The sequence below is a fragment of the Paenibacillus sp. EB106-05-06-XG162 genome, assembly GCF_058791655.1.
Window position 1 is genome coordinate 341915 of sequence record NZ_JBYTDT010000001.1, and the last position, 11670, is coordinate 353584.

The 11670-nt window shown below is 48.0% G+C and carries 13 protein-coding genes; 12 read left to right on the forward strand and 1 reads right to left on the reverse strand.

Annotated elements, in window-relative coordinates; all coding sequences use genetic code 11:
- Positions 1-28: 28 nt before the first annotated feature.
- The 10 genes from dnaJ (at position 29) to deoC (ending at position 8256) form a co-directional block, all read left to right on the forward strand.
- Positions 29-1147, forward strand: a complete 1119-nt coding sequence (gene dnaJ, locus AC3WU2_RS01195) for a molecular chaperone DnaJ (protein WP_018756760.1) — start codon at positions 29-31, stop codon at positions 1145-1147.
- A gap of 149 nt (positions 1148-1296) precedes the next feature.
- Complete coding sequence (locus AC3WU2_RS01200; protein WP_314584624.1) at positions 1297-1449, forward strand: YfhD family protein; 153 nt, start codon at positions 1297-1299, stop codon at positions 1447-1449.
- Positions 1450-1462: 13 nt separating this feature from the next.
- Positions 1463-1810 carry a hypothetical protein gene (locus AC3WU2_RS01205; RefSeq protein ID WP_492450587.1) on the forward strand — a complete coding sequence of 116 codons (348 nt, stop codon included), beginning with the start codon at positions 1463-1465 and terminating at the stop codon, positions 1808-1810.
- Positions 1811-1935: 125 nt separating this feature from the next.
- The gene (gene def / locus AC3WU2_RS01210; protein WP_314584619.1) at positions 1936-2451 is read left to right on the forward strand and encodes a peptide deformylase; all 516 of its coding nucleotides are present in this window, start codon (positions 1936-1938) and stop codon (positions 2449-2451) included.
- Between the two features lie 125 nt (positions 2452-2576).
- On the forward strand, positions 2577-3554 hold the full coding sequence (gene prmA, locus AC3WU2_RS01215) for a 50S ribosomal protein L11 methyltransferase (protein ID WP_492450589.1): 978 nt from the start codon (positions 2577-2579) through the stop codon (positions 3552-3554).
- Positions 3555-3561: 7 nt separating this feature from the next.
- Complete coding sequence (locus AC3WU2_RS01220) at positions 3562-4248, forward strand: site-2 protease family protein (protein ID WP_492450591.1); 687 nt, start codon at positions 3562-3564, stop codon at positions 4246-4248.
- A 95-nt stretch (positions 4249-4343) separates the two neighbouring features.
- Positions 4344-5108: an RsmE family RNA methyltransferase gene (locus AC3WU2_RS01225; protein WP_492450593.1), complete on the forward strand. Its 765-nt coding sequence runs from the start codon at positions 4344-4346 to the stop codon at positions 5106-5108.
- A gap of 3 nt (positions 5109-5111) precedes the next feature.
- Complete coding sequence (gene mtaB, locus AC3WU2_RS01230) at positions 5112-6449, forward strand: tRNA (N(6)-L-threonylcarbamoyladenosine(37)-C(2))-methylthiotransferase MtaB (protein WP_492450595.1); 1338 nt, start codon at positions 5112-5114, stop codon at positions 6447-6449.
- 683 nt (positions 6450-7132) lie between these two features.
- Positions 7133-7576 (forward strand): NUDIX hydrolase, encoded by a 444-nt coding sequence (locus tag AC3WU2_RS01235; RefSeq protein WP_492450597.1) that lies wholly within the window; start codon positions 7133-7135, stop codon positions 7574-7576.
- Positions 7573-8256: a deoxyribose-phosphate aldolase gene (gene deoC, locus AC3WU2_RS01240; RefSeq protein WP_492450599.1), complete on the forward strand. Its 684-nt coding sequence runs from the start codon at positions 7573-7575 to the stop codon at positions 8254-8256. The genes AC3WU2_RS01235 and deoC overlap by 4 nt, the downstream gene beginning before the upstream one ends.
- An 11-nt stretch (positions 8257-8267) precedes the next feature.
- Here the strand turns inward: deoC and AC3WU2_RS01245 are convergent, their stop codons facing one another.
- Complete coding sequence (locus AC3WU2_RS01245) at positions 8268-9242, reverse strand: Na/Pi cotransporter family protein (RefSeq protein ID WP_379342544.1); 975 nt, start codon at positions 9240-9242, stop codon at positions 8268-8270.
- A 107-nt stretch (positions 9243-9349) separates the two neighbouring features.
- Here AC3WU2_RS01245 and AC3WU2_RS01250 point away from each other — a divergent pair, with 107 nt between their 5' ends.
- Positions 9350-10714 carry a class I SAM-dependent rRNA methyltransferase gene (locus AC3WU2_RS01250; RefSeq protein WP_492450602.1) on the forward strand — a complete coding sequence of 455 codons (1365 nt, stop codon included), beginning with the start codon at positions 9350-9352 and terminating at the stop codon, positions 10712-10714.
- A 29-nt stretch (positions 10715-10743) separates the two neighbouring features.
- On the forward strand, positions 10744-11565 hold the full coding sequence (locus tag AC3WU2_RS01255) for an SPL family radical SAM protein (RefSeq protein WP_492452142.1): 822 nt from the start codon (positions 10744-10746) through the stop codon (positions 11563-11565).
- Positions 11566-11670 lie beyond the last annotated feature (105 nt).

Below are 11670 nucleotides of genomic sequence, written 5' to 3' on the forward strand. Positions count from 1 at the left end.
CAATGTATACCAGCATGGGGGTGGAATAGTGGCGAATAAGCGGGATTATTATGAGGTTCTCGGTGTAGATAAGGGGGCGTCTGATGACGATGTCAAGAAAGCTTATCGAAAGCTAGCAAGGCAGTATCATCCAGACGTGAACAAGGCTGCGGATGCCGAAGACAAGTTCAAAGAAGTGAAAGAAGCTTACGAAGTGTTAAGCGACGATCAGAAACGTGCCACATATGATCAATATGGTCATGTCGATCCAAATCAAGGATTTGGCGGCGGCGGTGCAGATTTCAGCGGCGGGTTCGGAGATATCTTCGATATGTTCTTTGGTGGCGGTGGTGGAAGAAGAGATCCGAATGCGCCTCAGCGCGGTAACGATCTTCAATATTCCATGACGATTGAGTTCAAGGAAGCGGTATTCGGTAAAGAGACGGATATTACGATTCCTCGTACGGAAAATTGTGATACTTGCCACGGATCGGGTGCGAAGCCGGGTACGAAGCCAGATACATGTTCGACGTGTCATGGAACGGGTCAACAAGAAGTGGTTCAGAACACGCCATTTGGTCGTATGGTGAATCGCCGCGCTTGTCAGACTTGCGGCGGTAAAGGACAAATTATTCGTGAGCGCTGCTCGACATGTAACGGGCAAGGTAAAGTGAAGAAGCAACGTAAGATTCATGTTAAAATTCCTGCGGGTGTCGATGACGGCGCGCAATTACGGATGTCTGGCGAAGGTGAAGGCGGCCTACGCGGCGGTCCAGCAGGCGATCTGTACATTGTCATTCGTGTGAAATCGCATGAGTTCTTCGAGCGTGAGAACGACGATATTTATTGCGAAATTCCGCTGACTTTTGCTCAGGCAGCGCTTGGTGATGAAATTGAGATCCCAACGTTAACGGAGAAAGTTAAGCTGAAGATTCCTGCGGGTACGCAGACAGGTACTTACTTCCGCTTGAAAGGCAAAGGGGTTCCACGTCTACGTGGTATCGGTCAAGGTGATCAGCATGTGAAAGTCGTTGTTGTGACACCGACGAAGCTGACCGACGAGCAGCGTGAATTGCTGCGTCAATTCGCAGGCTTAAATGGTGAGCATACGCACGAACAGCAGCAGTCCTTCTTCGATCGCATGAAGAAAGCATTTCGTGGAGATTGATGCCCTGAAATCAAGATAGTGTGAAATATAGAGCCTGAATAGTAACGGATCACCGTGCTATTCAGGCTCTTTGTCGTCTTCGCACGAATAGATTCTATCGATTACGCCGATCCTATAGCTGCAGAAACCTATAGAAGGAGTGACTCGAAATGGACAACCATCGAGAAAACCAAAAGAAAGCGAACAACTTACCAATTGCGAAGAATGAGGATGTCGAATTCGCCATGGATGATGCAGATCAGGCAGATCTGGATGCTCTAGCACGCGCCGAAGCCGCAGATGCGCGTCAAGAGAATTCGTGAAGGTGAAATAGATATGCAGACGATAGAGATTAAGGCGAATTTCACCAGATCCGCGGACGCAGAGGCGGCGCAGAACAAACTGCGTGCTCTTCGAATTGAGAATACGGCAATTAACGAGAATACGGCAGGGGATGGGGGATTTCTTAGTTATAACGGAGATCCTGCTTGGTTCAACTTGGGGAATCTGAGCACGATGTCGATGATGTCGTATTCCACATCCATGATGACAGGTTTGTATGCAGCAGGGTATGATGCGATGAATGAAGCTTCGCGTCAATTTCAACTCTCGGCAGTCGTACCGGATTCTGTCTATCATCAAGCCAAGATGGTCATTGAAGCCGCAGGCGGATCGTTACAATAGCTAGAATATCGTGAGAGCATCTCCATCTACATCGTAGATGAGATGCTTTTTTTCATTCTTGTCATTTGCATTTTGCATATAGTATATTGAGTGGATACAAATGTTCATTGGGGAGGAAGCTCGTAATGCAAGTGAAAGAAATCGTTCCATTCGGGGATCCGGTACTACGTAAAGTAGCTAAGCCGATAACTGAAATCAATGCCAAAATCATTCGTCTATTGGATGATATGAAGGCGACATTGTTGGATTCCGAGTATGGAGCAGGTCTGGCAGCACCGCAAATTGGAATGCTGCGTAGAGTCATTGTTATGAATATTGATGATACATTTTATGAACTCATTAATCCGGAAATCATCGAGAAATCGGGAGAACAAGTAGGCTATGAAGGCTGCTTGTCTTTGCCAAGATATATTGGGGTTGTGAAACGCTACAATGAAGTGAAGATCACCACCATGAACCGTGAAGGCGAGACAGTAGAGCTCGAAGCCTCAGGATTTCTTGCTCGTTGTATCCAGCATGAGATCGACCATTTGAACGGCGTGTTATTCATTGACCATGTCCAAGATAGTTATCTCATTCATGAAGAAACGGATAAGAAGATGTCTCTTATTGATGCTATGAAGCTTGCGGGATCCAAATAGGAGAATGAATGGTGGAAAAGGGCGTACAGGCGGATGAAGCTTGTACGTCATTTCTTTTTTTGTGAAAAAAGTCTCCTTATAGTACAATAGATCGTAAATGATTTTTTTGGGAGGACGTACGATTAATGTTATGGCATGAATTAACGATACATACAACAGAAGAAGCGGTAGAAATGATTTCGAACTTTTTGCATGAGATGGGAGCAGACGGAGTCTCCATCGAAGAAACGGGTTCCTTGAATAGAGAAAGAGATACGACCTACGGGCAGCTATACGATACGCCGTTCAATGACATTCCTGAGGGAGAAGCGGTGATCAAAGGATATTTCGCAGATGTATCGAATCCAGGCGATTTGGTAGCAGAGATTACGCCGCGTATTGAGGAGCTTCGCACCTTTGATATTGATCCAGGGTCTTACACCATGGACACACGGGTCGTCAACGAAGAAGAGTGGGCAAATGCCTGGAAACAATACTTCAAACCAATTCGCGTATCGGAGAAATTAACGATCAAGCCGACCTGGGAGCCGTATGAAGCAGGACCGGGCGAACATATTATCGAAATTGACCCAGGAATGGCTTTCGGTACAGGTACACATCCGACGACATCATTGTGCCTGCGTGCGCTAGAGTCCGTTATTCAGGGCGGAGAAGAAATTATCGATGTTGGAACGGGATCTGGGATCCTCGCTATCGGTGCGGTGAAGTTAGGTGCGAAGCATGTCCTTGCACTGGATCTTGATCCTGTAGCGGTCACGATTGCCGAAGAGAACACGCAATTGAATCAGTTGGAGAATGAGATAACCGTCCACCTTAGTGACTTACTTCAAGTGATTAATCGGAATCAAGAAGACAATGAATCCACACCACTTGGTGTTACCCTTCCGGTACAGATTGTGGTAGCGAATATTCTCGCAGAAGTTATCCTGTTGTTCATTGATGATGTATACAATGCGCTGGCGGAAGGCGGCATTTATATTACTTCAGGCATTTATAAGAATAAAGAAGAAGTGGTGGAGCAGGCGCTCCTTGCAGCCAATTTCACAATCGTAGATCGCTATCGCGAGGATGACTGGGTTGCCTTCGTAGCGAGAAAGTTGTAGGTGACGAATGGATTTTTTGGATAAACTGATCGTTTTTCCTGTTGAACATTTACCCTTTGTCTTGCTCGTGTTATTAATTTCTTTTACAGTGCATGAATTTGCGCATGCTTATTTTGCGAATGTATTCGGTGATCCGACAGCGAAGCTTCTTGGCCGCGTCACACTGAATCCGAGTAAGCATCTGGATGTATTCGGAACGCTATTGTTCTTGATTGCTGGGTTTGGCTGGGCTCGTCCCGTTCCGGTGAACCGAGAGAATTTCCGTAATCCGCGGGCGATGGGGATCGTTGTCTCGGCGGTTGGCCCGCTTAGCAATCTTTTGGTTGCCTTTATCGGTGCGCTTGTGTATATCGTCTTGATGAAATACCATGTGCAGGGCGCTTTTGCGAATGAGCGAGTCGGTGAAGCTATCAATATCTTCTTCGAATATTTGATCAATTATAATATTTTGTTGTTCCTCTTCAATTTGATTCCGCTACCACCATTAGACGGGTACCGGATTATCGAGGATCTTGCGCCGAGAGGCCTTCGGATCAAGCTTCAGCAGTTTGAGAAGTGGTCGATATTTATTTTTATGCTCATCGTATTTCTTCCGCCGGTTCGTGCGGTTACGATTAAGCCGTTGTTCGATCTGATCAGCCCGATGTATCTCAGTTTTTTGAAATTTTGGGCCAAAGTCATCGGACTCGGTTAATCCTTGGAAAATTCGATCAGATGTAGATTTTAAGGCTTAAAAGAGGTATGATATGTTTTGGTTTATTTCGAAATATGAATTAGGAACGATGAGATATGCAGAGATATTTTATAACGCCTGAACAATTTGGCGAACATTCGGTTATGATTACAGGCGATGATGCCCATCATATTAGTAAAGTTATGCGTGCTCGGGTTGGCGAGAAGTTTATTGTAAGTGACGGTGCCAGTCAAGAAGCCTTGGTAGAAATTACAGATATTGAAGCGAGCGGTGTAACAGCGGTGATCGTGGAGCGAATCGCGCTAACCCAAGAACCGTTGCTGCAAGTGACGGTTGCTCAAAGTCTGCCAAAGGGCGACAAGATGGAGACGGTCATTCAGAAGTGTACGGAGATTGGCGCAGTGCGGTTCATTCCTTACATTTCAGAGCGCACGATCGTTCAATACGATGCGAAGAAAGAAGCGAAACGGATTGAACGCTGGGGCAAAATTGCAAAAGAAGCTGCAGAGCAAGCGCATCGCAACCGCGTGCCAGAAGTCGAATCGACGAGCACATGGAAGCAGATGCTTGCACGGATAGCTTCGTACGATTTGGTGTTGTTCTGCTATGAGAAAGAGGAAGGACTTCAACTACGTGATGTCGTACAGCCGTTCATTGCTGGTATGGACCGGAACCGTGCTGCACAGGTGCTGGTGATGGTCGGTCCGGAAGGCGGTTTTACCGTTCAAGAGATGGAGGCTGCGGAAGCGGCCGGTGCGAAGTCTGTTGGGCTTGGAAGACGTATATTACGCACAGAGACGGCCGCGATGGTCGGTCTCACGTGCCTTTTGTATGAATCTGGAGAGATGGGAGGCGTGTAGAGAATGCCATCTGTAGCATTTTACACCCTGGGCTGTAAAGTTAACTTCTATGATACGGAAGCAATCTGGCAGTTGTTCAAGAATGAAGGCTATGAACAAGTCGATTTCGAGACACAGACTGCTGACGTATACCTTATTAATACATGTACCGTAACGAATACGGGCGATAAGAAGAGTCGTCAAATTATTCGCCGTGCGGTACGCCGAAATCCGGATGCCATCGTTGCGGTTACAGGCTGCTATGCGCAGACTTCACCTGCAGAAATCCTGGATATTCCGGGTGTGGATCTCGTGATCGGGACGCAAGATCGTGATAAAATCATGCCGTATATCGAGCAGCTTCAACAAGAGCGCCAGCCGATTAATGCGGTTCGTAATATTATGAAGACACGCGAGTTCGAAGAATTGGATGTGCCGGATTTCGCGGAGCGTACACGTGCGTTCCTCAAAATTCAAGAGGGCTGCAACAACTTCTGTACCTTCTGTATCATTCCATGGTCCCGCGGATTGTCTCGCAGCCGTGCGCCTGAGAGCGTCGTTGAACAAGCGAAGCAATTGGTCGCTGCAGGATACAAAGAAATCGTCCTCACGGGGATTCATACGGGCGGATATGGGGATGACTTAGAGAACTACCGTCTTGCAAATCTGCTATGGGATCTGGATAAAGTCGAAGGACTGGAACGCATCCGTATCAGTTCAATCGAAGCAAGTCAGATCACGGAAGAAGTGCTGGAAGTGCTTAAGAAATCTTCGAAAATGTGTCGTCACTTGCATATTCCGCTTCAAGCAGGCGAGAACGATGTGCTGAAACGCATGCGCCGTAAATATACGGTTGAAGAGTTCGCGACGAAAATCGAGCGCATTCAAGAAGCCATGCCGGATGTTGCGATTACGACGGACGTGATTGTTGGTTTCCCTGGCGAGACGGATGAGCAGTTCCGTAAAGGGTACGAGTTCATGGAGAAAATTAAATTCTCCGAGATGCACGTCTTCCCTTACTCCAAGCGTACAGGTACACCTGCTGCGCGGATGGAAGATCAAGTGGATGACGAAGTGAAGCATGCACGGGTGCATGAATTGATCGACTTATCCGAGAAAATGCAATTAGCTTATGCCGAGCAATTCGTCGGCCAAGTTCTTGATATTATCCCTGAGCGTGACTACAAGGGCGCGCCAGGAACAGGTAAAGTCATGGGTTACTCCGATAACTACCTGCAAGTAATCTTCGAGGGTGACGAGTCCTTGATCGGCAAACTATGCCGCGTGAAGGTTACGGAAGCGGGAGTGAATGAGTGCATGGGTACGCTCCTGCGTGTCATCGAGGAACAACAAGTAGGGTAAATTTTTTGCCACCTTCCAAATCCCTCATATGCTTACGATGTCAGCTTTCCTTCGGAAAGCTCTCGGGGGACCCCAGAAGGCTAGGCACTCTGGACTCCCGAAATTGAGCGTGGGATTTAGGGTTGTGGTTGTGAGTCAATATGTGCAAGGATCGCTTTCGTTTAGCCGAGATTCCCTCTGGGAACCTCGGCTAAACACGCTTTATGGCGTGCATGCTTATTTCAGGGTAAAATAACTAGTAGACCAAAATAAAGATCGATGATGGACACAAAATCCGTTATTTGTTCTTAACAGGCAAGTTATGATCATTTTATGGACTCAGGTGCCCTTATTGCCTAGGAAATAAATATATTAGCCTGCTATCTCGTGAATAGCGTCTCCTGTGTCCGTATTATCGCATGAATCACGTGTTTTTGCCCAAATAGCGGCTTCACGGTCCGCATCAACAAAGAAGAATATTAGTAGCAAAGTCTGTGCACAGTACAGCGTGTCCCGCACCTGTTTGCCCGCAGGGTCAAATAGGTATGGGACGAAAGCGCTCATTCGTTAAAAGGATGTAGATACATATAACAGTACCTCCTTCGCCCCTTTTGGGAGTCCAGAGGGCGTAGCCCTTGGGGTCCCCCTCCACTGGAGGGGGATTTAGGGGGAGGCCAAAGTTTATTTTAAAGAAACTAGAAAGGATGATTAAGATGCAAGAGATTAGCGCAGGCGGTGTCGTCTACCGCAAAAGCCCCGAAGGATTAGAAATTCAATTAATTCGAGATCGGTTCGGCAAGATTTCGCTGGCTAAGGGTAAGATGGAGCCAGGTGAGACGGTGGAAGAGACGGCTCTACGAGAAATCCAAGAAGAGACAGGCATGATCGGACGTATTGTGGCGCCTATCGATCAAATTTCCTATACGTATACACACCCTGTTCATGGGGAGACGGAGAAAATCGTGCATTACTATGTTGTGGAGGCGTTAGAGGGGGATCTTCAAGCGCAAGTCGAAGAGATCAACGGTGTATCCTGGTTCGCCCCGCAAGAGGCATGGTTACAACAGAAACAGCAAGGATACGATAATAACGATCGCATTTTGCGAAAAGCGTTGGAGTACTTACAGGTCGAGGTGGATTTCTCATGACAAATGCGGAACAATTAGCACAATATATCGACCATACATTATTAAAATCTGATGCCAATGAGGCAGAGATCATCCAGCTGTGTGAAGAAGCGAAGAAATATCAATTTTATAGCGTGTGTGTCAACGGCCGGTGGGTTGCAAAATGCCGTGAATTGCTCGAAGGAACGAACGTTCATATCGCAGCGGTTGTCGGATTCCCGCTTGGCGCGAACTCGAGTATCGTGAAGGCTTTTGAAGCAGCGAAAGCGGTGGGAGATGGCGCAACCGAGATTGATATGGTCTTGCAGATTGGTCTGCTAAAAGCCGGCAAGCTTGATGCCGTGCAAGAAGATATTGCCCACGTTGTTCGTATGGTGCAAGGAAAAGCGATTGTCAAAGTGATTTTCGAGTCAGGCATCCTAACCGATGATGAGAAAATTTCTGCTTGCAGATGCTCCGAGCAGGCGGGAGCGCATTTTGTGAAGACCTCGACAGGTTTTGGCAAGGGCGGTGCGACAGTTGAAGATATACGCTTAATGCGCGCGCATGTATCGCCGCATATTGGCGTGAAGGCGTCTGGTGGCGTTCGGGACCAAGAAACCGCGTTGCGTATGATTGAAGCAGGAGCAACGCGGATTGGCGCGAGTGCAGGAATACAGATTGTAACGGGGAACAAGCCTGCTGAAGGTGGAAGCTACTAAACACCCTGCGATTAAAATTCTGCTCGCATGCGACGCCATACGGGCAAGTAGCATAGCGGGAGGGCGACAACGGAGCTCACGACATTGAAAATGGTCTGGGCGTGTGCAATTTGAGCGGCTGGGTCAGGCGTCATCCAGCTCGATACGGTATGAAGTTGTGCGAGAAAAGGGTAGAAGAGAATCGCACCTCCAACATTTAATACCACATGCGTCCAAGCGACGTTCCGACCGGATCGACTGCCCCCAAGCGATGCGATAAGGGCTGTTACGCAGGTTCCTATATTGGAACCGATGACGATGGCGATGCCGAGCTCTACTGGAATGGCATTCATCGTAGCGAGCCCCATCGTTAACCCGATCATGGCTGCGCTGCTATGAATCAAGGCCGTGATGCAGGCGCCTGCCGCAAGTCCCCATAGTAAACTTTGTGCCGACTGTTCAAGGAACCAGTTGAATAGTCCACGTGCTTGTAAGGCAGGCGCGATCGATTTCATCTCCTCAATGCCGATGAGAATGAGAGAGAATCCAGCCACGGCGAGGGACAAGTATTGTGCGGTACGGATCCAGGATGCAATGGAATCAAGAGCACGCGGTTTATATTCGGCTAATGTTACAGCTAAAGCCCATATGCCCAGAGAAACGAGCAGAAGCGGAAGTGCGTATTGGTTCAGATTGAGACCGATGAGTTCGGTCGTTAGACAAGTTCCAATATTGCTGCCGAGTATGATGCCAAGTGAACTTGCAAATGGCAAGAGTCCGGCATTCACAAGACCAATTGTGATGACGGTTATCGCTGTACTGCTCTGCAGGAGTGCGGTTACGCCAGTACTGAATAATAAGCCGCGAAGCGGCGTTTTGGTCGAGACGGCGATGGCTTTGGTGAGATAAGGTCCAGCCCAGAGATGGAGCGCCAGTTCCATCAGTTTCATGCCGAAGAGGAACAAGGAAAACCCGTAACAGAGCGGAAAAATAATCGATATGAACATAAGAATACTCCTTTAAAGAAGGATAGGGATAACTACTCTATAAAGGTATGAACAGAATAGGACGACCATGACAAGCATCTTTGTCTGGGAGAGGAGAAAACAAACGAATGGCATCAGTCATATTACAGAAGAATCGCAAGAAAAGAGTAGAACAAGGTCATCCTTGGATTTTTAATAATGAAATTGATCGGGTGGAGGGGGAACCGAAGCCAGGCGATCTCGTGCAAGTCGTCAGCGAAAAAGGCAAGTTCCTCGCGGTTGGCTATTATAACCCAGCATCGACGATCACTGTGCGTGTCGTGTCCTATCAGCCCTTGGAAGCGATAGACCATGCGTTTTTCGTGAACCAATTCACACAATGTCTAGCTCATCGGGAGCGTTTTCTTGGCGAAGCGAATGCTTATCGTCTTGTCTATGGGGAAGCCGATTTCTTGCCGGGCTTGATCGTGGATCGATTTGCAGACGTACTTGTCGTGCAGATTCTAACGCTAGGGATGGATGTGCATCGCGAAGCAATTGTCTCAGCCTTAGTCGAAGTGATGCAGCCGCAAGGCATCTATGAGCGCAGCGATGTGCCGATTCGTGAATTGGAAGGCTTGGAACAGATCACAGGGCTGTTATACGGCGAATGTCCAAGACATGTACAGGTTCGTGAAAATGATCTGCTCATCGAAGTAGATATTGAGCATGGGCAAAAGACGGGATATTTCTTCGATCAACGTGAGAACCGCGCTTCCATTGAGCCGCTTATGAAAGGTTGGGGCCGATGCAGCGGGATTCAACTGCAAGATGTTGAATTAGAAGGCGTTATTGAACGGAAACCAGTGAATGCGAATGGCAAAGTCGTTACTTTCCCATATTGGGACGGCGCGACGGTTCTGGAATGCTTCTCGCATACGGGGAGCTTCACGCTAAATGCCTGTAAATACGGCGCAAAAAAAGTAACCTGCCTAGACATCTCGGAGCATGCGATTGAGAGTGCGAGGAAAAACGTAGATCTGAATGGTTTTACAGACCGTGTCGAGTTTGTCGTCGCGGATGCATTTGACTACTTGCGTTCGCAGGTCAAAGGGGCAGAAGAACGATCGGTACGGTCACAGCAAGATACGAAGGTGGATACATCCGTTAAGCTGAATGCGCAGACGGGACGGACATGGGACGTTGTGATTTTGGATCCGCCAGCCTTTGCGAAGACGAGGAGCGCGGTTGCAGGCGCCTGCCGTGGATATAAAGACATTAACTTACATGGGATGAAATTGGTGAACGAAGGCGGGTACTTGGTGACGGCGAGCTGTTCGTTCCATATGCGGCCAGATTTGTTCTTGGAGACAATTCAAGAAGCGGCGAAGGATGCAGGCAAAATCCTCAGACTTGTGGAATGGCGTGCAGCGGGTAAAGATCATCCGCAGATTCTAGGCGTACAGGAAGGTCATTATTTGAAATTCGCCGTGTTCGAAGTGCGCAGTAAGTAATCAATTGATCGATAGGAGGGGGAGCGTTGGTGCAGCTCGATATCAAAGCCACACATCCGAAAAGTATTCTCACGGCGACGGGCGGTTTTTTGAAAGGATATTCACACTCCCTGAACCCATACACGGGTTGCGCCTTCGCTTGCTCTTATTGCTATGTACGCAAATTGCCTGTATCTATTTTCCGAAGTCAACCTTGGGGGACTTGGGTGGATATGAAGCAGGGCGCGGCAGAGCTACTCCGTAAAGAATTGATTCGTGCGAAGAAGAAAGGTCCGGTAACCATCTTTATGTCTTCGAGTACAGATCCTTATCAACCCGTAGAATATGAGGCGCGGATCACACGATCACTGCTCGAAGTGATGACGGAGGAAAAGCCGGATTTTCTGTTTATTCAGACGCGCAGTCCGCTTGTAACACGCGACATGGATCTCTTCCTACAACTGCAGGATCGCATTCGCATTAGCGTGACGATAGAGACGGATTTAGAAGCGGTACGCAAGCAGTTTACCCCATCAGCACCACCGATAGCGGCTCGTTACCGTGCACTGCATCAGTTAACCGAAGCAGGATTACCGACGCAAGCGACAGTGGCACCTGTGCTGCCGAGCTCGGAGGTGTTTGGTGCATGGTTGTCCAAGGCTGCAGATCGTGTCTGTGTCGACGATTATTTCATGGGCGACGGCAATCAAGGAAAGCGGACCAAAGCCTTAGGAATTTCCAAGCTGTATACCGAGGAGCAAGCCGGATGGTACGATCCAGAGGCCTATCTCCGCGTAATTGCGACGCTTAAGCCCTATTTTGATGAAGATCACATTCTAGTCAGTGAACAAGGATTTTCCCCCACGATATAACCCACAGTTTTCCACTCCATTCGACATCTTCTTCCACAGCACAACAATTCGTCCAAATATGTTAAGATAGATAGATAAAGCAGAACGGACGTTTGTAAATAAGGG

Bases quoted from the DNA above. Each gene is read 5' to 3' on its own strand.
- AC3WU2_RS01220 (WP_492450591.1), top strand. From the start codon at position 3,562: ATGGATTTTTTGGATAAACTGATCGTTTTTCCTGTTGAACATTTACCC.
- AC3WU2_RS01200 (WP_314584624.1), top strand. From the start codon at position 1,297: ATGGACAACCATCGAGAAAACCAAAAGAAAGCGAACAACTTACCAATT.
- deoC (WP_492450599.1), top strand. From the start codon at position 7,573: ATGACAAATGCGGAACAATTAGCACAATATATCGACCATACATTATTA.
- mtaB (WP_492450595.1), top strand. From the start codon at position 5,112: ATGCCATCTGTAGCATTTTACACCCTGGGCTGTAAAGTTAACTTCTAT.
- AC3WU2_RS01235 (WP_492450597.1), top strand. From the start codon at position 7,133: ATGATTAAGATGCAAGAGATTAGCGCAGGCGGTGTCGTCTACCGCAAA.
- AC3WU2_RS01205 (WP_492450587.1), top strand. From the start codon at position 1,463: ATGCAGACGATAGAGATTAAGGCGAATTTCACCAGATCCGCGGACGCA.
- def (WP_314584619.1), top strand. From the start codon at position 1,936: ATGCAAGTGAAAGAAATCGTTCCATTCGGGGATCCGGTACTACGTAAA.
- AC3WU2_RS01225 (WP_492450593.1), top strand. From the start codon at position 4,344: ATGCAGAGATATTTTATAACGCCTGAACAATTTGGCGAACATTCGGTT.
- AC3WU2_RS01250 (WP_492450602.1), top strand. From the start codon at position 9,350: ATGGCATCAGTCATATTACAGAAGAATCGCAAGAAAAGAGTAGAACAA.
- prmA (WP_492450589.1), top strand. From the start codon at position 2,577: ATGTTATGGCATGAATTAACGATACATACAACAGAAGAAGCGGTAGAA.
- AC3WU2_RS01245 (WP_379342544.1), bottom strand. From the start codon at position 9,242: ATGTTCATATCGATTATTTTTCCGCTCTGTTACGGGTTTTCCTTGTTC.